This window comes from Nitrospirota bacterium (genome assembly GCA_016219645.1).
Classification (GTDB): Bacteria; Nitrospirota; Nitrospiria; order Nitrospirales; family Nitrospiraceae; genus Palsa-1315.
The window spans coordinates 1-20,092 of sequence record JACRLR010000032.1 but is presented as its reverse complement, the minus strand read 5'-3'; the positions used below and the strand labels follow the sequence as shown (position 1 = coordinate 20,092).

The 20,092-nt window shown below is 56.7% G+C and carries 21 protein-coding genes; 12 read left to right on the top strand and 9 right to left on the bottom strand.

Going from position 1 to position 20,092, the window contains the following annotated elements:
* Positions 1 to 41: 41 nt before the first annotated feature.
* The 4 genes from HZB34_12265 to HZB34_12250 all read left to right on the top strand — a co-directional run bounded on the left by HZB34_12265 (position 42) and on the right by HZB34_12250 (position 3,929).
* A complete protein-coding gene (locus tag HZB34_12265) occupies positions 42 to 728 on the top strand; it encodes a type 1 glutamine amidotransferase (protein ID MBI5316739.1) in 687 nt (228 codons plus the stop codon).
* Positions 729 to 1,132: 404 nt separating this feature from the next.
* A complete protein-coding gene (locus tag HZB34_12260; protein ID MBI5316738.1) occupies positions 1,133 to 2,308 on the top strand; it encodes an LL-diaminopimelate aminotransferase in 1,176 nt (391 codons plus the stop codon).
* Between the two features lie 194 nt (positions 2,309 to 2,502).
* Positions 2,503 to 3,060, top strand: coding sequence for a 2-amino-4-hydroxy-6-hydroxymethyldihydropteridine diphosphokinase (gene folK, locus HZB34_12255; protein ID MBI5316737.1), 558 nt, complete (start codon positions 2,503 to 2,505; stop codon positions 3,058 to 3,060).
* Positions 3,057 to 3,929 carry a pantoate--beta-alanine ligase gene (locus HZB34_12250; protein MBI5316736.1) on the top strand — a complete coding sequence of 291 codons (873 nt, stop codon included), beginning with the start codon at positions 3,057 to 3,059 and terminating at the stop codon, positions 3,927 to 3,929. The genes folK and HZB34_12250 overlap by 4 nt, the downstream gene beginning before the upstream one ends.
* Before the next feature lie 103 nt (positions 3,930 to 4,032).
* On the opposite strand, the gene HZB34_12245 is transcribed toward HZB34_12250, so the two are convergent.
* The 6 genes from HZB34_12245 to HZB34_12220 form a co-directional block, all read right to left on the bottom strand.
* Positions 4,033 to 4,479 carry a nucleoside triphosphate pyrophosphohydrolase family protein gene (locus HZB34_12245; protein ID MBI5316735.1) on the bottom strand — a complete coding sequence of 149 codons (447 nt, stop codon included), beginning with the start codon at positions 4,477 to 4,479 and terminating at the stop codon, positions 4,033 to 4,035.
* A gap of 10 nt (positions 4,480 to 4,489) precedes the next feature.
* A complete protein-coding gene (rmuC, locus tag HZB34_12240; protein MBI5316734.1) occupies positions 4,490 to 5,881 on the bottom strand; it encodes a DNA recombination protein RmuC in 1,392 nt (463 codons plus the stop codon).
* 165 nt (positions 5,882 to 6,046) lie between these two features.
* Positions 6,047 to 6,862 carry a mechanosensitive ion channel family protein gene (locus tag HZB34_12235; GenBank protein MBI5316733.1) on the bottom strand — a complete coding sequence of 272 codons (816 nt, stop codon included), beginning with the start codon at positions 6,860 to 6,862 and terminating at the stop codon, positions 6,047 to 6,049.
* Positions 6,863 to 6,881: 19 nt separating this feature from the next.
* Complete coding sequence (locus HZB34_12230; protein MBI5316732.1) at positions 6,882 to 7,298, bottom strand: hypothetical protein; 417 nt, start codon at positions 7,296 to 7,298, stop codon at positions 6,882 to 6,884.
* A gap of 5 nt (positions 7,299 to 7,303) precedes the next feature.
* Positions 7,304 to 7,546 (bottom strand): hypothetical protein, encoded by a 243-nt coding sequence (locus HZB34_12225; protein ID MBI5316731.1) that lies wholly within the window; start codon positions 7,544 to 7,546, stop codon positions 7,304 to 7,306.
* Between the two features lie 105 nt (positions 7,547 to 7,651).
* A complete protein-coding gene (locus HZB34_12220) occupies positions 7,652 to 9,061 on the bottom strand; it encodes an FAD-dependent oxidoreductase (protein ID MBI5316730.1) in 1,410 nt (469 codons plus the stop codon).
* 41 nt (positions 9,062 to 9,102) lie between these two features.
* On the opposite strand from HZB34_12220, the gene HZB34_12215 reads away from it, so the two are divergent.
* From HZB34_12215 to HZB34_12200, 4 genes are all read left to right on the top strand, one after another.
* The gene (locus HZB34_12215; GenBank protein ID MBI5316729.1) at positions 9,103 to 9,315 is read left to right on the top strand and encodes a DUF1653 domain-containing protein; all 213 of its coding nucleotides are present in this window, start codon (positions 9,103 to 9,105) and stop codon (positions 9,313 to 9,315) included.
* A 125-nt stretch (positions 9,316 to 9,440) separates the two neighbouring features.
* On the top strand, positions 9,441 to 10,064 hold the full coding sequence (locus HZB34_12210; GenBank protein ID MBI5316728.1) for a CBS domain-containing protein: 624 nt from the start codon (positions 9,441 to 9,443) through the stop codon (positions 10,062 to 10,064).
* 284 nt (positions 10,065 to 10,348) lie between these two features.
* Positions 10,349 to 13,099: a glycosyltransferase gene (locus HZB34_12205; GenBank protein MBI5316727.1), complete on the top strand. Its 2,751-nt coding sequence runs from the start codon at positions 10,349 to 10,351 to the stop codon at positions 13,097 to 13,099.
* A 289-nt stretch (positions 13,100 to 13,388) separates the two neighbouring features.
* Positions 13,389 to 14,264 (top strand): hypothetical protein, encoded by an 876-nt coding sequence (locus HZB34_12200; protein MBI5316726.1) that lies wholly within the window; start codon positions 13,389 to 13,391, stop codon positions 14,262 to 14,264.
* On the opposite strand, the gene HZB34_12195 is transcribed toward HZB34_12200, so the two are convergent.
* Positions 14,243 to 14,719: an MEKHLA domain-containing protein gene (locus HZB34_12195; GenBank protein ID MBI5316725.1), complete on the bottom strand. Its 477-nt coding sequence runs from the start codon at positions 14,717 to 14,719 to the stop codon at positions 14,243 to 14,245. The genes HZB34_12200 and HZB34_12195 overlap by 22 nt on opposite strands.
* A 179-nt stretch (positions 14,720 to 14,898) precedes the next feature.
* On the opposite strand from HZB34_12195, the gene leuC reads away from it, so the two are divergent.
* Genes leuC through HZB34_12180 form a run of 3 tightly spaced genes read left to right on the top strand, consistent with a single transcriptional unit; the run spans position 14,899 to position 17,301 of the window.
* Entirely contained in the window at positions 14,899 to 16,302 is a 1,404-nt protein-coding gene (gene leuC / locus HZB34_12190) for a 3-isopropylmalate dehydratase large subunit (GenBank protein MBI5316724.1), read from the top strand.
* A 7-nt stretch (positions 16,303 to 16,309) separates the two neighbouring features.
* Entirely contained in the window at positions 16,310 to 16,948 is a 639-nt protein-coding gene (gene leuD, locus HZB34_12185; protein ID MBI5316723.1) for a 3-isopropylmalate dehydratase small subunit, read from the top strand.
* Complete coding sequence (locus tag HZB34_12180) at positions 16,948 to 17,301, top strand: hypothetical protein (GenBank protein MBI5316722.1); 354 nt, start codon at positions 16,948 to 16,950, stop codon at positions 17,299 to 17,301. Before leuD ends, HZB34_12180 begins: the two co-directional genes overlap by 1 nt.
* Positions 17,302 to 17,372: 71 nt before the next feature.
* Here HZB34_12180 and HZB34_12175 read toward each other — a convergent pair whose 3' ends face one another.
* A complete protein-coding gene (locus tag HZB34_12175; GenBank protein MBI5316721.1) occupies positions 17,373 to 17,921 on the bottom strand; it encodes a DUF1566 domain-containing protein in 549 nt (182 codons plus the stop codon).
* Between the two features lie 148 nt (positions 17,922 to 18,069).
* The gene (corA, locus tag HZB34_12170) at positions 18,070 to 19,125 is read right to left on the bottom strand and encodes a magnesium/cobalt transporter CorA (GenBank protein ID MBI5316720.1); all 1,056 of its coding nucleotides are present in this window, start codon (positions 19,123 to 19,125) and stop codon (positions 18,070 to 18,072) included.
* Positions 19,126 to 19,514: 389 nt separating this feature from the next.
* On the opposite strand from corA, the gene HZB34_12165 reads away from it, so the two are divergent.
* Positions 19,515 to 19,904, top strand: coding sequence for a PilZ domain-containing protein (locus HZB34_12165; protein MBI5316719.1), 390 nt, complete (start codon positions 19,515 to 19,517; stop codon positions 19,902 to 19,904).
* Positions 19,905 to 20,092: the final 188 nt, after the last annotated feature.

Below are 20,092 nucleotides of genomic sequence, written 5' to 3'. Positions count from 1 at the left end.
GCGTACTTGTTGTCATTCCCGCTCATTCGACCTGAAGCATCATGCTCCGAGCCATTTGCCTCCAACACGTCCCTTTTGAAGGGCCGGGAGCCTTCGCGACGGCGCTGGCTGCGCGCGGGGTAAGCCTGGAACGCTACCTCGTCCCGCAACGAGGACTGCCGAAGGATGCGGGCGATGTGTTGATCGTCATGGGTGGGCCGATGTCGGTGAATGATCCTGACCCCTGGATTACCGAGGAGACGGAGTTCATTCGAGCAGCGATCTTGGCCAGCAAGCCGGTGATCGGCGTTTGTCTTGGCAGTCAATTTATGGCGAAGGCGCTGGGAGCCAAGGTACGATCCGGCAAAGAACTGGAGATTGGGATGACACCTGTTCATCTCACGAAAGAGGGCAAGAGTGATCCCGTGTTCGGTGCCTGCCCCGAGACCTTCCAGGTCTTTGAATGGCATGGCGAGGTGTTCGATCTGCCGGAGTCTTGCGTACCGCTAGCCGGTTCCGAGATTGCCCCGTTACAGGCCTTCCGTTATGGTGCACGAGCCTATGGGCTTCTTTTTCATGTGGAGATGGAGCCGTCTGGCATCGACTCGCTGTGCCTGGAATGTGCGCCAGACCTCATGAGGGCAGGTCTGGCTGGAGAGAAAGTCAAATCGACCGCACTTTCTCATCTCCCACAACTCCATCGAACCGCCGATCGGTTGGTTGCCCATCTGCTAGATTCTGCACGTTGATTCCTGCCACGTTCCTGAAGTAGCCTAGCAGGATGCTGAAAAAGTCCGCCAGCGGCGTTCCCTGCCTCCGCCGAAGCGCTTCGCGCAGGCAGGTCGCATCGCTCAGACCCTCAACGTACCCCAGAGGGTACGCCTCGGCCCTTCACTCGCTGAGGTCTTGCCTGCGGAACGGCGCGTCCAAGGGTGAAGAGTCTGTCTTGGCAGACTCTGGGCGGGCGGGTGAAATAACTGCCGGGGTTGGGTGGGTGAGAAGTCTGGCCATTTTGAGCATCCTGTGGGACATTCATTCGCGATTTCAGAGATGCAGCTCATTGATTTCTCAGGGGCCCACACTCGTCTCTCAGCCTGTTAGAGCCTTCGATTGCGCCCAATCGCGCCTTATCTAGAAAAGGAGAGTTCATAAAATGGCCGGTTTCCCCATTGAAGTTGCCACTCGAATTAAGACTCTGCCTCCTTATCTGTTCGCCGCGATCGATAAGATGAAGCAGGCCGCAATTTCCAAGGGTGTCGATATCATCAATCTCGGCATCGGTGATCCTGATCTGCCGACGCCGGCTCCGATTATCGAGAGCTTGGCCTTAGCGGCAAAGAACGCGAAACATCACCAATATCCCTCCTACGAAGGTATGCCGGCGTTCCGCAAAGCGGTAGCCGATTGGTACAAACGCCGATTCAATGTGACGCTCGATCCGGCGAACGAAGTCCTGACCTTGATCGGGTCTAAAGAAGGGATCGGTCACATTCATCTGGCATTCGTCGATCCTGGCGATACCGTGCTCGTGCCCAGCCCTGGATATCCCGTCTATCCGGTCGGCACAAGTTTCTCAGGGGGTGTGTCACACCTCATGCCGCTGACGAAGGCGAAGGGGTTCCTACCAGACCTGACTGCAATTCCGAAAGACGTCGCCAGGAAAGCGAAGTTGATGTGGCTGAATTCCCCGAACAATCCAACGTCGGTCATCATGAGCAAGGACTACTTCAAGCGCGTGGTGGAGTTCGCGCAAGAGAACCAGGTGATCGTCTGTCACGACGCGGCCTATTCAGAGATTTACTACGACGGAAAGCGCCCCACGAGCTTCATGGAAATCGACGGAGCCAAAGACGTCGGTGTGGAGTTCCACTCACTCTCGAAAACATACAACATGACCGGCTGGCGTATCGGTTTTGCCGTCGGCCATAAAGACGTCTTGGCCGGACTTGGCAAGGTGAAAAGCAATCTGGACTCCGGCGTGTTCGAAGCAGTGCAGGCCGCCGGGATTACGGCGCTGGGACTGGATGATTCCGTGACCGACGGCATTCGAAAGATCTATCAAGAGCGGCGCGACACATTGGTGCCGGGCTTGAAGAAGCTCGGCCTGGAAGTCGATCTGCCGCCTGCTGCATTCTATATCTGGGTGACCGTTCCTAACGGGTATACTTCCGCTTCGTTCACCGCCCACTTGCTGGAGAAGGCTGGGATCGTGACGACGCCAGGCAATGGGTTCGGCGCGCCGGGCGAAGGGTATATCAGGATGACGGTCTGCACGACGAAGGAACGGTTAGCAGAGGCGGTTGAGCGTATGAAGAAGGCGGGATTTTAGACTGGAGTCGGAGTACCGAGGCGAGTTCCTCGCTCGCGGAACGCGCACGATAAAGCTGTGCTCGCTTGGGACAAGAGCGCGTCTCGGCGCACTCGGGGTTGGGTGGGTGAGAATGTCGCGCGCAGTGAGCCCTCGCCTCGGCACTCCGACTCACGACACTAGACCATCACCCTTGTGGAAAGGGGGAAGAGAAGATGGGACGGGAAACGGTCTTCATCGGATTTGGGTCCAACGTCGGGGACCGGGTGGATTTCTGCGACCGTGCGGTGACGCTCTTGACCCTGTTGCCACACTCGCAAGTCGTGGGTATATCGTTGCTGTATGAAACAGAACCAGTGTACGACCATGCTCAACCAGGCGATGGGTGGTTCCTGAACGGCGTCGTGCAACTTGAGACGGATGTCACGCCGAAGAGCCTCATGGCTATTTTGCGGGAGATCGAACTCGCACTTGGCCGGGACGCGGACGATCGATCCGGCCCCAGGACCATCGATCTGGATATTCTGTTCTACGGCCAACAGATTATCAACGAACCGGACCTTGTGGTGCCGCATCCCCGGATGCACCAGCGCCGATTTGTCCTCATGCCGCTGAGCGAACTTGACCCCCTATTCCTACATCCGGCACTCCAGCGCACGATCAGTCAGTTACTTGCCGAGGCTGGAAAGCAGTCCGAGGTTCGACTGCTATTTCCCCAGCCTTCTACCCGCTATGGGTCTCGCCCTTCCTGCAGCACGCATCCAGGCTCATGAAGATTATCCGCACTGCACGATCCATGGCGTCATGGAGCGATCGACTCCACCGTGAAGGTGTGACCATCGGATTCGTCCCCACGATGGGCGCGCTGCACGACGGCCACCGCTCCCTCATTCGGACCGCTCGATTATGCTGTGATGCACTCGTCGTCAGTATCTTTGTGAACCCTTCACAGTTCAGCCCAACTGAAGATTTGTCGACTTATTCCCGCCCGATTGCCCGCGATCGGGCACTGTGCCGCGAGGAAGGGGTGGATACCTGTTTTGAACCGGCAGCCCAGACCATGTACCCCCAGGGCTTTCAGACGACCGTGACAGTCCCGGCGCTTGCGCGCCGATGGGAAGGAGCAGCCAGGCCCCATCACTTCGCCGGCGTCGCCACGGTGGTGACAAAACTCTTCTGCATGGTACGGCCCCATCTCGCCCTATTCGGCCAGAAAGATTACCAACAGGCAGCCCTGGTTCGACAACTGGTGGATGACCTCAATCTCGGTGTGAGAATTCAGGTAGGCCCGACCGTCAGAGAGCCGGATGGGCTGGCCATGAGTTCTCGCAACATCTATCTCAATGCCGACGAACGTCGGATTGCCCCCTTGCTCTCTCAGGCACTCCGATCAGGCCAGCAGATGATCGAGGATGGGACAAGCGACGTGATGGTGATCGAGCGAGTCATGCGGCAGACGCTTGAACAGGCACCGACCATTCATGTCGAGTACCTGGCCGTCTGTGACCAGAACAGTCTGGAACCTCTGTCCGTCGTCGCAGATCGTGCGGTACTCTTGGGGGCGGTCCGGATCGGGGCGATCCGATTGATCGATAACCTTTTAGCAAAAACACCGGCCAGGAAGAGTCGCGCAACAGGTTGAGTCGAGGTTATGACTCTTCACTCACGAAGGGCCTAGGAACCGGCATCGACACAGATGCACATCGACGGGCTTTTCAGGGAACTGGCTCTGTCCTCCTGGTCGATTACAGGGATAAAGGACGTCCTGTGATTTGGTCAGTGCAGTCGTCCCCTGGACCAGAACAGACCTTGGGTTGGACCGACCCTTGCTCCGCTAGAATCGGTTCGATGCGGGCAGGGGAATATGTAGCCGGCTTCACCCACTTCCCATCTTCCCGCTTATAGCCACCGACTTTGCTCATGTTAGACCGATGCACTTCTCTGAAAACTGGGTCCATGTCGATGCCATAGGACACAGCGGTGCCATAGACGACATAGAGGAGGTCTGCCATTTCTTTTGCAATGGACGAAAGATCTTCTGCCACCAGGGCCTGTTTCAACTCATCGAACTCCTCCTGAATGAGTGTGACGCGTAGCCCACAGGTCTGCTTGTCGGCGACGGTCGGAACTGGATTGACAGTGATATCGAATGTCCGGTGGAAGGCTTCTACCATGGCCTGTTTGTCTGGCATCTGGTACTCCTTATTCACTGTCAAACGGCAACGCCTTACGGGAAACCAGTTCTACCGGATCCAACATGGGAATCTCTTTCTCCGATGAGACCCCAAGCTCCTTGAACCGTCTGGCCGCTGGCAGGATTCTCGTTTCGAGCGACCCGACTGCCTTGTTGTATGCCAGGACGCTCTTCCCGAGCGCCTGTCCGACGTCATTCACATGTTCTGTCAGCACGGCCATCCGCTCGTAGAGGTCCTTCCCCAACCGTCCGGCTTCCTCCGCATGCTCGGTTAATCGCTCCTGTCGCCATCCATAGGCGACTGCCCGTAAAAGCGCCATGAGCGTCGTAGGGGTGGCAAGAACCACGCTTCGGAGGAACCCATCCTCGATGAGCCGTGGATCGTGCTCCAGCGCTGCGCCAAGAAACTGTTCGCCTGGCAGAAACAGCACGACAAATTCCGGGGCCTGCGCGAATTGATTCCAGTAGGCTTTCAGACTTAATTCATCCATCCGCGACCGGACTTGAGCTGCATGACGGCGCAGGCCTTCAAGACGCTGCTCCTCGGTCGAAGCTTCGTGCGCATCCAGATAACCAGCCAAAACAGTCTTGGCGTCCACGATGATCTGCCGCCCGCCCGGCAGCTGCACGACCATGTCAGGGCGAAGCCGTCCTTCGTCACTCGCAATAGACTCCTGTTCGAAAAAATCGCAATGGGCGACCATGCCGGCCAACTCTGCCACGCGCTTGAGCGTGATTTCTCCCCATTGGCCGCGGATGGCCGGCGCGCGCAATGCCTTTACCAGGTTGCCGGTCTCTGACTGCAGCCGCTGCTGCGATTCGGCCAAGAGCTTGAGATGCTGGTCGAGGCCTCCGTAGGCGGCTTGCCGAGATTGCTCGAGCTGCCGGAGCTGATCGTCGTATCGATGCAGCGTGTCTTGAAGGGGTTTGACCAGATTATCGATCGCCTGTTGCCGCTGGGCGAGATCGCCTTTAGCCTCGACTTGGAGCGTCGCGAATGAGCTGCGGGCCAGGTTGAGAAAGGCTTCGTTGTTCTGTTTGAGGGCTTCGCCGGAAAGAGCTTGGAAGGTCTCAGCCAATTCCTGTCTGGCTTGAGCCAGCAGAGTCTGTTGTTCATTGAGATGGAGCGCGGTCTCCGCTGCCCTGGTCTCCGCCACCGCACGGGCTTGGGAGGCCTCCGCAAGATCCTGCCTGAGCCGATTGAGATCACAACGATCTTCCTCAGCTTGGCGGCGTAATTCGTCTGCCAGGGACTCTGCGCGCTGCGCCCGTTCACCGGTAATCAGCAATTGCGCCTGAAGACTCGCGCGTACGCGGGACGCAACCCAGAACCCGACAATCAGCGCGCCGAGGATGCCTCCGACGAGAACCCCCGCACCAAAGACCGCGCTGTCAATCATGGGTGATCGTCCACGTCATGCCGCCGACCCATATTCGACCACATTGTTGAGTGCTGCGATGAGAACAGAGTAGATCTGAAGAATATGTAAATCCCCGTGAAAGATCAAGAACACATTACGGCGTGCGAATCTCACTGACCCCGCGCGCATGAACAGGATTCAGCGTTATCCCGCCAGAAATCTTCGCAGAATTGCCTGCTCGATCCTCGATCTTCCACGATCTGGAGCCGGGAACCGTAGCACAAGATGAATACGTCCAGGCTCGGACAGTTGGATCGTGACGCGGGGTGCCGGGGACGGAGCGTCGAGCAGATTGGTCTGCTCCAACAGCTTCATCTGACGTCCCGCTTCCTCCATAAAGGGAGTGCATTCGGCATTGGCTGCGTCGAGCAGGCGCCGTTCAGCATCCTGCCAGTCATCCTCGTCCTTGAGCGGAATCTCGAGGATATAGAGCCCGTACTCCTGGCCGGGGTTCTCTTTGATCAAGACATTCGTAAACAACAAGCTGTTCGGAAAGATTGTCACGCGGCCCGTATAGAGGTGGGCTGCTTGGCCAGGCCCGATCTCTAGGAGCTTGGTCGCAAAAATATCATGGTCTAAGACCACCCCTCGATGTCCCGCGATTTGGATGCGATCGCCCACCGAATAGACTTTCCCTCCCACCCGCAATGCCGCCCCGCTCCAGCAGAGGAGCAGCTCCTTGGTCGCCAGCACAAGCGCAGCCGCTAAGGCAACCAGGGATACGGCAAGGGCTTGCAGTTCGTGCGCCCAAATCACCACCAGCCCGATTAGCAACGCGAACAGGATGGAATTTCTCGTCGCCACCACCCAGCGTCGCTTGGCTTCCATCGACAGGGCCTGGTTCTTGGCGATCCAGCGGACAATCAGCGCACGGGTGATGAGGAGCGTGACGAGCAGCAAGAACGACTTGAGGCTGTCCGGAAGGATCGAGCTGTCGATATGCGGTAGCCAGGCAGGCATGGATTAGGGAATCAGAATACTAGTTCGCATTGAGCGTATCGTGGGTTCCCGGCGTGCATTCTTCACGCTTCCATTGTTTCAGAACCTTCTGTTCGTTAAATGTCAGCGTGTAGCGGTAGCAATACAACATGGCCTTGGGGCTATCGGGAGCAACCTTCCCCATCAATGCCGTCACTTCCTGTACCGGATCGGCCAGGCCGGAAAGGGTCACTGAGGCCAGGTCTTTGTCGCTGATCGGAACGCGGTAGGTCCAGACCGACTCGCCACCGAGCGTCGGAACCTTGGCCGTATGGGGCGGCCCCATACGTTCAGAAATCTCCTCTTGTGTCAATCGATCGACGCCCTTGTCGAAATACCGGTCGCGCCAGGGGCCACCGCAGGCCAGCATCGCCCCTGCGCAGAGGATCGCACCGGCGGTGAACAGACGCCGACCCATTCCTCTCATAACTTTGGCCTGTTGTGTAGTTGCTGCATGCGTTTGATCGAGCAGTAGAGGGCGCACCCTTGAGCCAACATCCCAGTCACCAACAATCCCAAGGCTGTCTGCAGCCACCAGGTCCCCGTCTCTTCCAGTCCATAGATCCCGATGACGAATCCGAGTGCAATTGCCACAATCCCCACGGATCGTGCGATCATCCCGACCATGTGCAGATTGATTCGAGCCGGCTCGCTCTGTCTCGCCATAGGGAGTACGCTACACTGGATGGCGCAGCTGGTTCAACTCTGAAAGATCCATGCTGAAGGTGCGAAGAAGCACGTCAGATCGACGCTCACCCATCGTGAGTCTTTTCATCCTGCGCTCAACTGTTCCATAAGGGATTCCGCTGGATAGGTCACGATTTCTGCCAGCGTGGGGTGGTAATGCGGCATCTGCAAGAGGTCGGCAACGGTCCCGTGGTAATACATCACCGCGATCAGTTCATGGATCAGCTCACCCGCCTCAGGCCCGACAATCTGCGCGCCAAGGAGTTCGCCTGTCGGCGGCGTACAAAGGAGTTTCACGAAGCCATGCGATGCCCCGAGACACAGCGCCTTCCCATGATCGGCAAAGGGATAAGAGGCGGTAAGATAACGGATTCCCTTCGAGCGACACATCCGTTCAGTCAGTCCCACGACTGCTACTTGTGGTTCTGTGAAGACCACCTCGGCATCAAGCCGATGATCGATGTGTCTTGCAAGCTTTCCCGCGTGGGTCGCATTGTACCCGGCAATCTCACCCTGTTGGATGGCGAGATGCACGATCGGATTCAAATCGTTCACATCACCCACGGCAAAGATATGTGGCTGCGATGTTCGCATCGCCGCGTCGACGACGATCCGTCCTCCCGTCACATCCACCCCCGCCGCATCCAGTTGCAGCCCGGCAATATTGGGGCGACGACCTAACGCCTGCAGAATCGCTTCGGCCGCGAATACCCGTTCCTGGCCATGATGTTGTACCCACACTGATTTCCGACCCTCTTGGCAGGTGACGCGGAGCACCTGCGCCTCCGTCACGACTTCGATGCCGTCCTCTTTCAACGCCGCTTCAAGCGCCAGCCCGACATCCCCGTCCATCTGCGACAAGACCGTGCGACCCCTCTGGAGAATCGTAACCTTCGTGCCGAGCCTGGCAAAGAACTGACCCAGCTCGAGTGCTACAGGCCCTGCCCCCAATACCAACAGAGAAGCTGGTTGCGTACGCAGGTCCAGAATCGTATCGCTCGTGAAGAAATCTACGTCCGATAGACCAGGGATAGCGACCTCGGAAGGGCTGGAGCCGGTTGCAATAATGAAGGTGTGCGCAGAGAGCCTGGCGCCTTCTATGTCAATTTCACGAGGCGAGCAAAACCTACCAGGAGATTCGTAAAGCGCAAAGGCGGGATCGTGAAGTTGTTGGATCCTGTAATTAGCGAATTCGCGAATCAGCCTATCTTTTCGATCCACGATCGCCGACAGATCTGCACTGGACGACACCGAGGAGAGTCCGAACTCCCTTGTGCGCCTGAGGAGGGCTGCGACTTCGGCGGAACGCAAGATGGCCTTTGTCGGCATGCAGCCACGCAGAATGCAGAGCCCTCCCAGCGGGCCCTGATCTACAATCGCAACGTCAGCGCCGGCATCACGGGCGATCCGTGCCGCAGCATAGCCAGCTGATCCGCCACCAATGACGACGACATCATGAGTCTTGCGCGTCGCAATCTGACTTTGTAATTTCATTGATCGTTCCCTTATAGTATCCAGGTGGAGAAGAATACACGATGGTGCAGCCTGGTCGCTATCGTCACTATAAAGGCCACGAATATGAAGTGTTGGGAGTGGCTCGGCATTCGGAAACAGAGGAAGAATATGTCGTCTATCGAGCCCTGTACGGCGAACGAGGGCTATGGATCAGACCCAAGGCTATGTTCCTAGAAACTGTGACCGTTGATGGTCGTTCTTGTCCTCGATTTCAGTTCCTTGCTCTACCCTAGAACCAGCTCATCTCTTGCATTTCACGCGAAATCGATCCCTTCTTCTCCCAGATGCATGGCCTGAGAGCCGACCTGCTGCTTAAGTATTTCCAACGGGGATCCGATACAAGCATCGTGAGGTCGCCATGCCGATTATACGCACGGTCGGTGGCATCGTAGAAATCCATCCTGCGCTACCGGTATCCCACCGGCCACCCGCAACTCAGGCCGACGCCGACCATCGGCGAGATCGGGCGAAAGACCAAGAGCGTCAAGATGCCGACCCTGCATCACGCCTCGCCCAACAGGCCTACCAGCAGCAGACACACCGGGCCCCCGCACCAAAGCTATCCCTCCTTGCGCAGGACCTCATGACCTCACCCGTCACCTGGTTGCCCTCTGACTCTACACTGCTGGAAGCGTGGACTACGATGCAACACAAAGGGATTCACCATCTCCCCGTGATGTCGGCCCACGGCATATTGGTCGGAATGGTATCGAACCAGGAACTGCTGCCCTATGCACATGAACTTGAATCCGTTGATTCGCCGGGACCGTCGGCCGAGCACACACTCACCCGTGTCATGAACAGCCGGATCTTGTCCGCCACCCCGACGACAGAGATACGCGAGGTCGCTCACGTCATGCTCGACGAACAGGTAAACGCCATTCCGATCCTCGACAGCTCCCGTCACTTGGTCGGCATTCTGACAACCAGCGATATTCTCAGAGCCATCGTCCACCGAAGCCCACTCGAACTCTGGACATAACCAACCCTCAACAGACTCAATTTCTTACAGTGCTTCATCAGTGACTCCTAGGCCAGCGCCCACACGAGCCCACAGCTCCCGCCCCCCCCCGTTTGAGGAATAAGGCGCCCTCCCTAGAAAGGCTTACGGGCATCACCACTCAATAGTATTCCCTCCGCCGTAGGGATAGGCAGTTTTCCGCTTCAAGCCTATATTCAACTATTCATCATCTCTGTCGTAAAGCAGCACAATTGTACTGCAGGGATCATCTCAAGTGCGGACGGCACAGTAATGGAGCATCGTCAATGACAGTCCTCGACACCTTCTTCGATACGCCAATGGCCTTCGGGATTTCAGGCCTGGCGCTTTTTATGATCGGCCTCCTGATCAAGCAGCATCGGGGCAGGAAGCTGGTGTTGACAGTCAGTCTCTTTCTATACGCCCGGTATATGCTGTGGCGTCTGCTGTACACGATCCCTACCGATGACATAGCTGCTATGGTCCTCGGATCAGTGGTCTATTTCGCGGAACTCTACGGACTGTGCCAGTTCTGCTTCTATACCTATCAGTCCTGGTCGCCGACGGAACGGACCCCACCCCCCATTACCACCTACCCTACCGTGGACATCATGGTGACGGTCGTGGACGAACCCCTGTCGATCCTCCGGCAGACCTTGCTCAGCTGTCTCGCGCAGGAGTACCCTCGTGACCGATTTACTGTCTACGTCTTGGATGACGGGCATCGCGTCGAAACCCAGCAATTGGCCGACTCGCTTGGCTGCGAATATATTCGACGCCCGGATAAACCTCGCCATGCAAAAGCCGGAAATTTGAATCACGCTCTCCATGTGACCCACGGAGAATTGGTCGCGATCTTCGACGTAGACCACATACCGGCCCGAACATTCCTCAAAGACACAGTCGGGTTTTTCGACGACCCGAAGGTCGCGATCGTGCAAACCCCTCATCACTTTTACAATCCGGATATTTTCCAACGGAACCTGCGCGTCGGAGATGAAGTGAAGAACGAACAGGCGCTCTTCTTCCGTTCACTGCAAGCCGGTCGTGACACGCACAACAGCGCATTTTTTGCGGGCAGCAGTGGTCTCCTACGCCGGCAACCCCTGATGGAGATCGGAGGATTCCAGACCCAGACCATCACCGAAGACATTCACACCAGTATGAATCTGCATGCCAGGGGCTACCGTTCCTGCTACCTCAATAAGGTGTTGTCGGCGGGCCTGATGCCAGAGACCTTTGACGGATACTTGAAGCAGCGAAAACGCTGGGCCATGGGGTGCATCCAGGTGTTGCTGCGAGATAATCCGTTGACCAAGCGCGGACTGACTCTGGCTCAGCGGATCGACTACTTCGGATCGATCTTCTATTTCTTCTTCGGTCTCCCACGCTTGATCTGTCTCATCGCTCCGCTCGCAAGCCTGCTCTTCTCGATGCCACCGCTGAAAGCTGACGTACTCGCGCTGACGAACTATTTCTTCTCATTTTTTCTGGCCTCCGCCCTGGTGATGCGGCCAGTCAGTCGAGGATCGCGCAACCCTTTTTGGTCGGATGTCTATGAAGTCGCCATGTGTTTCGCCCTTACCGTCGTCGCCCTCAAGGCGTTAGCCGCACCACGCAAGGAACGGCCGTTTGAAGTGACCCCGAAAGGACAGCGGGTCAAGAAAAGTTCCTCCACCGAATTGTCCTTGGCCTGGCCGCATCTGGTTACATTCGGTCTCCTTGTCGTCGGGTTGGCATTGGGTACCTGGAATTGGTGGCAGGATACCGGCGATCCAGGGTTGCCGGTCAGCCTCTTCTGGGGAAGTATCAACCTCCTTCTCCTCACCGTCGCCCTGTTCGTTGCCAGGGAGCAAGCGCAGGTGCGTCAGGGGTTCAGACTGAAACGGGATTTTGCCGGCCAGCTGTTTGTGGACGGAGAAGGAGTCCCGGCTCGTGTCGTTGACGTGAGCGAGAGGGGAACAGCGGTGACCATTGGGCAACCAATCTTCACGCTACAGAAGTCCGTCAAGCTCGTGCTCACCTCATCGAGAGGCCTACCGCTCCCTGTCACCGCTCACATCATCCGACAGGATCCAATACCGTCAGGCGGGGTTCATGTGGGTCTCCAATTCGATGAGTTGGACTCATTCACGCGACAGATCCTCGTCGATAAGATGTATGGGGACCCCGCCCCCTGGGAGGAGTCCTACCGTATCTGGCCGGGGATCCGCAGCAGTCTCCGTTCGCTTTTTCAGGCCCTAACCGTCCCGTTACACCCCCTCACCTGGAACCGCCGGAGCATGATTCGGGTCAAGGGAGGAACCCAGTGTCTGGTCACCACGCCAACTTCGGTCTACAAGGGCCAGGTGGGGGATATGTCCTTCACAGGTCTCAGCGCCATCTTTTCAGAATCCTCACAAGACTCGCTACTCGACAGCCTGCTGGAACTTCCAGGAGTTACACTGAAAGTCAGTCCTATCAGGACGGTCCGAACAGAGAGGAAGATGGTCGTGCACTTCCAGGTTATAAGTATCGAGTCCGGTGAAGACGAGTGGCATAGCCTGCACAATGCACAGTGGCGTGTAGCACAACAAGAAATTCAGGCAGCGCTGAAGAGATCGTCGCTCGATCACAGCGCACAAGACCTGCCGCTGGAGGGGGAAACCCTCAACCTGAACGAGCAGAGCCTCGCGGTAGTCCTTCCCAAAGCAGTCTTCGCTGACCTTGATCAAGTGCAAGTGATGCTAACCACCCAGGACGGCTCCCTCTTTAACCTGACAGGCTGTGTCGTCCGCCAACATCAGACAAGGATTGGTGAGGTCGTCATCGGGATCCAGTTAGCCGAATCATCGGGCAAGACCACCATCAGCCTCATCGAGAAATATCAATACCCAGAGCTTCGCGGATTTCGTTGGTGGCTCCAGATTCTCCTCGGCCAACCGTCAGCTCGCCCTGCCGAGCGACGGCGAATGCCACGCCTTCCGATTCACACCACCTGCGCAATTCTCAGCCCGGATATGGCACCTTCCTGGCGGACAACCCCCAACCCAAGCTGAACAGCATTGTCCATTAGGTTCAATTGAGCCAAACACTTGAGGTCTTTACATGACTGCTGCATCATTCACCTGTTGCAAATGCAACCTGAAACCACCCACAGAAAGGGATAGTCAAAAAACCTGCCAATCGGGACTGACCGCAAGGGTTCTCGACTTCTCCCTTGGTCAGGTCTGGGACAGGATCCTGTGAATGACATTCGTCTGGTGGAAGGCCTGGCCTGTCAACATTGAGCCCCAAGGATCAAAGGTGCTGGTCGGTTGCTTTGGATGCTGAGGAGGGGAAAGAGCGATGGCGCGGTCAACGTTCGTCCTACTGGCGGTACTTATCTTCATTAGCCAACCAGCCCTGAGTAGAGCCGGTGATGTCTTCACGGGATTTCAGATCGACAATAAGAGTCAGCACTTTAGCTACCTCGGCGTCCGAACACCGTTTTTGAAGACCTCAGGAGGGGCCGACTTGTTCGTTCAGGCCATGACAGCTGGGCTCGGGTACAGTTTTAAGACCAACGGGCAAGTCCTGGATGCCAATGTCCAGTTCCTTGTCCCGTCGCTCGGCATCACAAAAACGCTCGGGGGATGGGCGCTCTCAGCCCTCGCCGGCCCCCAAATGCGCCGAATCGAAGAACAGCAGTTCAACGCAAGTAGCACAACCACCTATCAGGCCGGCTTTTACGGCCAACTTGATGCATTCTACTGGCATGAGAAATGGAATCTCCACGCGATCGGGTCGTATGCTGACCTCGACAATTTTTTCTGGAGTCGCCTGCGGGGGAAGGCTCTGGTCTACAAGCCCGATGAAAGCTGTTGCGCAACGTATGGCGGCTGGGACGTGATCGGGATGGGTAATGCTGATTTCCGAGCGGTCATGACAGGGCCCGTCGTCGAAGTTCAGATCGGGAAGGTGTCTCTGCTCGTCAGGGGCGGATACCAGAACAATAATACTTTTCACAGCGGGAGCTATGGACATTGCCTTCGTGACGAGGCGAAGGAGATACAACCAGATGCAAGGCCGCAGGCTCGGAAAAACCGGAGGCGTATTCACTGGAATACGTTGAGGATTTTTCAGGGCCGAGAACGACGCAGATGGTTGCAGCTCGTTCGCCACAGTAGAACGGTCAATGTCGGACAGGCTCCTAAGATCCGTCAGGTCAACCAGGTCCAATGAGCGAACGTCGCGGCCTGCCCTACCCTCTGCTCTCTTGCATCCACGACATTCCAGATGATGGCGTTTTCGACGAGAAAGCGGCGCCCCGTTGAAGTCACTCTCACACCTTGATACGTGTCGAGGTAGCCGCGGATTCTGGCCTGCTCCAACATCCATTCACGTTCAGCCCGATTGATAGGCTCCGCTGTCAGCCGTGACGGTGTCCGAGTCAGGTCTTCCCAAGTCGTCTCCCAAAGCTCCATAGCCGCCTGATTCCCGTAATTGATGATGGGATCCTCTTCCGTCCCGTGTGAGATGACGATGCTGGGTGAGAGAAAGAGGGCGTGAGCCTGATAAGCAGGATCGCCCACTCGTTCGAGCAAGTCACGCCCGATCCAGTGACGAAAACTGTTGAGGAGCAATTGCGACCAATCCATGACGGCAGGATTGGCCCAGATCTGAATAGTCACGCGCATCCCCTGGTGCAGCAGCGCGGATGGGAAATCATACCTGCCGATGGTGCGTTGGTACCACGTTTAGGCATTCAACGCAATAATTCGGCTGAGCGCTCTTGTACAGACCATAGGAGGACTCTGTATAATATGTCTCCTTTCAGAGGTCCTCTCCGGGAGGAACCGATCAACGAGGAACACCGATGGCCGCTCACACCCTTTTCGACAAAATCTGGGAGTCTCACGTCGTCCGTGCAGAGCCGGACGGGACTACCTTACTCTATATCGATCGTCAGCTGGTTCACGAAGTGACGTCGCCGCAAGCGTTTGAAGGGCTCAAACTCTCCGGCCGCCGACCTCGACGTCCTGGCGCCACGCTGGCTGTACCGGACCACAACGTCCCGACCACCGACCGGACCATGGGCATCGCTGATCCCCTCAGTGCAAAACAAATCCGGACATTGGAAGAAAATTGCCATGACTTCGGCATCATGCTCTTCGGCATGAATGATATCCGTCAAGGCGTCGTGCATGTGATCGGACCGGAACAGGGCTTTACCCTTCCAGGGACAACCATCGTATGCGGTGATTCTCATACTTCCACCCATGGCGCGTTCGGAGCCTTGGCCTTCGGCATCGGCACCAGCGAAGTCGAGCATGTACTGGCCACCCAGTGCTTGGTACAGAAACGACCCAAGACCATGGAGGTTCGCGTCGATGGGGTGCTGTCGAATTACTGTTCGGCGAAGGATGCCATTCTCGCCATCATCGGCAAGATCGGCACAGCCGGAGGAACCGGCTATGTCATCGAGTACACAGGCTCGGCGATTCGTGCCCTCAGCATGGAAGGGCGCATGACGCTCTGCAACATGTCGATCGAGGGCGGCGCACGCGCCGGAATGGTGGCACCGGACGAGAAAACCATCGCGTACATCAAAGGAAGGCCCTTAGCTCCGAAGGGTGAACTGTTGGAACAGGCCGTACAGACATGGCAGCAGCTCAAGACTGATACGAACGCGAGATACGATAGGACCGTCACGATGCAGGCTGAGGACATCGCCCCACAGGTCAGCTGGGGGACCAGTCCCGGGATGGTGACAGGAATCAATCAACGAGTACCGGACCCTCAAACCATCGCCGACGAGAACCAGCGCCAGGCCACGACGCGGGCATTGGAATACATGGGCCTCATCCCGAACATGCCCATGACCGATATTAAGATCGATACGGTGTTCATCGGTTCCTGTACCAATTCACGCATCGAAGACCTCCGCCTGGCAGCCAGCTTGGCCAGAGGCAAGAGCGTCGCCACGGGAGTACGGGCCATGGTGGTGCCCGGTTCGGGCCTGGTGAAACAACAGGCGGAACAGGAAGGGCTCGACCGCCTGTTCAAAGAGGCGGGCTTCGAGTGGCGCGAAGCCGGTTGCAGCATGTGCCTGGCCATGAATGCTGACGTGCTTCAGCCGGGAGAACGCTGCGCTTCGACCAGTAATCGAAACTTCGAAGGGCGTCAGGGGGCTGGCGGACGCACCCATCTCGTCTCTCCGGCCATGGCTGTTGCGGCCGCTGTCGAGGGACACTTCGTCGATATCCGAACCTGGGAATAGGGGACCTATGCAAGCCTTTACCACCATGACAGGGCTGGTCGCGCCGCTGGACCGAGCCAATGTCGATACCGATCAAATCATCCCGAAACAATTTCTGAAGACGATCAAGCGGACGGGGCTCCGCGAAGGGCTATTCTATGATTGGCGGAAACAGAAGGACGGTTCGCAGGACCCGACATTCTTTTTGAATCAACCGCGCTTCCAGGGCGCGACGATTCTCCTGACACGCGATAACTTCGGCTGCGGATCATCGCGTGAGCATGCCCCCTGGGCGCTTCTCGACCAGGGCTTTCGTTGTGTCATCGCGTCGAGCTTCGCCGACATCTTCTACAACAACTGCTTCCAAAACGGCATACTGCCTGTCGTGTTGAAGGCGGACAATGTCCTGGTGATGATGAACGACGTCCTTGCAACGCCCGGGTACCAACTGTCGGTGGACCTCGGAAGCCAGACAGTGACTACTCCGGACGGCACGAGTCTCCACTTCGAGATCGATCCCTTCCGAAAAGACTGTCTGTACCGGGGTCTCGACTCGATCGGATTGACCTTGCAACACGAGGCAGCCATCGACGCCTACGAAACTCGGCGGAAAACTGAAGCCCCCTGGTTATTCACGGATCTTCGCCACAACCAAGAGAGGGCTTAATGAAGAAGCTGTTTCTGGTGATTGTGCTCCTATTCTTCTTTATCGGCGCTGGCTATCTGCTCGTCGCTTTCAACTACAGCTACTCCAACGGCAGTCGAGCCGGCTACATTCAGAAGTTCTCCCAAAAGGGTTGGATCTGCAAGACGAACGAAGGTGAGCTGGCCATGACCACGGTGCCGGGCGTCGCCCCAGTCTTGTGGACCTTTACAGTCCGGGATGACAAAGTCGCATCACAGCTCTCGCAGGCCATGGGGAAACGATTGGTCCTGCACTACAAAGAGTATCGCTACCTCCCCACGACTTGCTTTGGAGAGACCGCCTACTTCGTCGATCGCTTCGAGGTCACTGAATAGACTTTCGCCTCACTTGACTCTAGCCTGAGTTTCCGCGCTAAAGGCGCGTATCAGCTCGATCACCGATGCCTCTAATGCTGATCCGTCTTCATGCCGCCATGAACACACCAAGCTTGGACGGCGTGGGCCCAATTGATGAAAACCGCACCGCCTCCTAGGCCGAAATGTACGGCCCACGCGCCCGATGGGTTGTCACCAGCCCTCGTTTCCGACCAATATACGGCCGGCTGGACCGCCAGAAAGGGATGGCCCGGTGGAAGAGTCGGGCCTGGGGGAGCTATGGAAGGATCGACCAGACTCTGCAACTCTGACAAGGAAGGCAGGCGCCAGCCTTTTTGACCTCCGACATTTTTCTCGGCGCACGTGCGGCGAGCCATGCTCCATCTGGAACTCGCAGTCTGCGGGGACCTCTCCCAAACGAGACCGGTTTCTTTATCCAATACCCCGTCGTTGTTCAAGGCGGGCAGGATGACGAACCGCTCCGCCGCCGGCATGGTGGTGTCAGACTTTTTGACGACGCCTGGCAGATCGGCCGGTGTTCCTGACGCGATTGTTGCCCCAGCCAGCCCACCAAGCAGCAACACACCTATCGTGATGGTGAACAATCGTCGTTTCATCATCACTCCATCGAGTTTTTGGTGTGTCGACGTAGAAACCTCACGTTCCTCATCTCTGGCTCCACGTACAGATCGTCTCTGAAAAGTGAGACCTGGCACTCGTAACCACGAACTCCGGGCCGGCGCGCTTCACGAATTCGACTGCAGCCTGTCATATCCACCTCTTACGTATAAAAAATCCCAGCATGGCGATCGCGATCATCACCATGACGCCGACTACCAGTGGGTAACCCCATTCCCACTTCAGCTCAGGCATATGCTCGAAATTCATCCCGTAGATACCGACAATGAAGGTCAGCGGCATGAAAATCGTCGTAATGATCGTCAGAACTTTCATCACGGCGTTCAGCCGATAACTGATGCCTGACAGGTAGATATCGAGACTGGCCGAGACCATTTCACGAAGCGTCTCGATGGTGTCCACAATTTGAACGACGTGATCATACACATCGCGAAAGAACACCTTCGTCGATTCCTGTAAAAATGGACATTCCGATCGGGAAAGATTGTTTGTCACTTCACGGAGTGGCCACACCGCCCGCCGCAAAAACAGCAACTGCTGTTTGAGGGCGTGAATTTTGTGCAGTGTCTCAGGTTTGGGATCACTGACCACCAGATCTTGCAGTTCTTCGATCTTCTCGCCTAACGCTTCCACGACAGCGAAATATTGATCCACGATCGCATCGACCAGTGCATAAAACAGGTAATCGGCTCCGGATTGCCTCAGCCGTCCCTTACCTCCACGCAGACGATCCCGCACTGGTGTGAAGACATCGGTCCCGTTTTCCTGGAAGGACAGAACAAAGTTCCGCCCGAAGACGAGACTCACCTGTTCAACAACGATATCCTGTCGCTCGGTCACGGAAAGCATCTTCAACACGAGGAACAAGCAGGTCTCATAGTCGTCAAGTTTTGGCCGCTGGTCAGTGTTGGCAATATCTTCGAGGAGTAAGGAGTGGAGCTGAAACTGCTTCCCGCACGATTCCAGAATGTCCGTTCTATGGACGCCGCTGACATTCACCCAGGTGACGGACTCATCGGCCGGTGGCGCAAGCTCATCGAGCGACAGGACTTGGTATTCGTCGCAACGGACACCGGCATAGCTGAAGGCCGTAATCGCAACCTTGTCCGTCTTTTTCTCGCCGATATGGACAAGGGTACCAGGGGGGAGGCCCGTCTTTCTGGATCGTTTCTGGACTAACTTCATCGGTCGTCACCTCGCAGGACCCCCTGCTTGTACGCAGGTTCTCCCCGAGGGTCAAGGGGCATATGGTCGCCCTCTGCACATCATCCTCCGGGAATCAGGCCAACCAACCGCACGCCAGGATGCCGAGCAGTGTGTGGCGTCAACCTAATAGACACGACAACAGTACTTGTATTGAACACTAATGAATTATGGCACTCACCCCCCCTTCGTAGTACCTCTCATGGGGAATTTCGCTCCCCTGAACTTACAGCTATCCTTCTGTCACACAGAGACACGGCTCACCTGGGCGTCATTGCCGTACGGTGCCCGCGCTCAACAGGCTAATCGAAGGAGTGGAGGCATCGCCCTCCGAACGGATGATCGCTCTAGAAACCAGAAAGGGCTGACTCATGTCCTGGGAACATCGAGCACATCGGCGAGTCTTGACGGTGGTGCCAGTGCTGATCTTCGGCGAACTGTTCCATGCGAAAGGCGACATCGTCAATCTCAGTACAACCGGATGTGTGATCGCTGTGGCACAGGCTCCGGAGAAAGAGCAGCACCTGCACCTCCTTGTACAAGTCCCGAATCGGGACATGTCGATCGAAATTCAACTGGCGGTTGTCAGATGGAATGCCCTTGGACTGTTTGGAGTCGAATTTATTCACGTCAACGCCCTTCACCAAACAAGTCTGGAACACTACTTGTCCATACTGGACCCCTGTCCCTCCCTGGGCAAACTGGTTCATCCAGAAGGCGCTGCCGAGGAGGCTCAACCCCGACGACAAGTGGTGGCCTGACTGACACAAGTTTCCGTATCGAGGTCTGGCTTCGATCGTGGGATTCATTAGGGAAGGTCTGATTAATTCATGTTTGCACGAAGAACTCTGTTCCTGGGTGGATCAACGGGGGCAAACAGGTGGGAATCCGCTGGTCCGAGCGCGTCTTTCTCGGGGTTAGCCCGCTGTCGGGCCGCCCGGAACCTCGG

Coding starts and splice junctions, on each gene's coding strand:
- HZB34_12265 (MBI5316739.1), top strand. CDS start 42: ATGCTCCGAGCCATTTGCCTCCAACACGTCCCTTTTGAAGGGCCGGGA.
- HZB34_12260 (MBI5316738.1), top strand. CDS start 1,133: ATGGCCGGTTTCCCCATTGAAGTTGCCACTCGAATTAAGACTCTGCCT.
- folK (MBI5316737.1), top strand. CDS start 2,503: ATGGGACGGGAAACGGTCTTCATCGGATTTGGGTCCAACGTCGGGGAC.
- HZB34_12250 (MBI5316736.1), top strand. CDS start 3,057: ATGAAGATTATCCGCACTGCACGATCCATGGCGTCATGGAGCGATCGA.
- HZB34_12245 (MBI5316735.1), bottom strand. CDS start 4,479: ATGCCAGACAAACAGGCCATGGTAGAAGCCTTCCACCGGACATTCGAT.
- rmuC (MBI5316734.1), bottom strand. CDS start 5,881: ATGATTGACAGCGCGGTCTTTGGTGCGGGGGTTCTCGTCGGAGGCATC.
- HZB34_12235 (MBI5316733.1), bottom strand. CDS start 6,862: ATGCCTGCCTGGCTACCGCATATCGACAGCTCGATCCTTCCGGACAGC.
- HZB34_12230 (MBI5316732.1), bottom strand. CDS start 7,298: ATGGGTCGGCGTCTGTTCACCGCCGGTGCGATCCTCTGCGCAGGGGCG.
- HZB34_12225 (MBI5316731.1), bottom strand. CDS start 7,546: ATGGCGAGACAGAGCGAGCCGGCTCGAATCAATCTGCACATGGTCGGG.
- HZB34_12220 (MBI5316730.1), bottom strand. CDS start 9,061: ATGAAATTACAAAGTCAGATTGCGACGCGCAAGACTCATGATGTCGTC.
- HZB34_12215 (MBI5316729.1), top strand. CDS start 9,103: ATGGTGCAGCCTGGTCGCTATCGTCACTATAAAGGCCACGAATATGAA.
- HZB34_12210 (MBI5316728.1), top strand. CDS start 9,441: ATGCCGATTATACGCACGGTCGGTGGCATCGTAGAAATCCATCCTGCG.
- HZB34_12205 (MBI5316727.1), top strand. CDS start 10,349: ATGACAGTCCTCGACACCTTCTTCGATACGCCAATGGCCTTCGGGATT.
- HZB34_12200 (MBI5316726.1), top strand. CDS start 13,389: ATGGCGCGGTCAACGTTCGTCCTACTGGCGGTACTTATCTTCATTAGC.
- HZB34_12195 (MBI5316725.1), bottom strand. CDS start 14,719: ATGCGCGTGACTATTCAGATCTGGGCCAATCCTGCCGTCATGGATTGG.
- leuC (MBI5316724.1), top strand. CDS start 14,899: ATGGCCGCTCACACCCTTTTCGACAAAATCTGGGAGTCTCACGTCGTC.
- leuD (MBI5316723.1), top strand. CDS start 16,310: ATGCAAGCCTTTACCACCATGACAGGGCTGGTCGCGCCGCTGGACCGA.
- HZB34_12180 (MBI5316722.1), top strand. CDS start 16,948: ATGAAGAAGCTGTTTCTGGTGATTGTGCTCCTATTCTTCTTTATCGGC.
- HZB34_12175 (MBI5316721.1), bottom strand. CDS start 17,921: ATGATGAAACGACGATTGTTCACCATCACGATAGGTGTGTTGCTGCTT.
- corA (MBI5316720.1), bottom strand. CDS start 19,125: ATGAAGTTAGTCCAGAAACGATCCAGAAAGACGGGCCTCCCCCCTGGT.
- HZB34_12165 (MBI5316719.1), top strand. CDS start 19,515: ATGTCCTGGGAACATCGAGCACATCGGCGAGTCTTGACGGTGGTGCCA.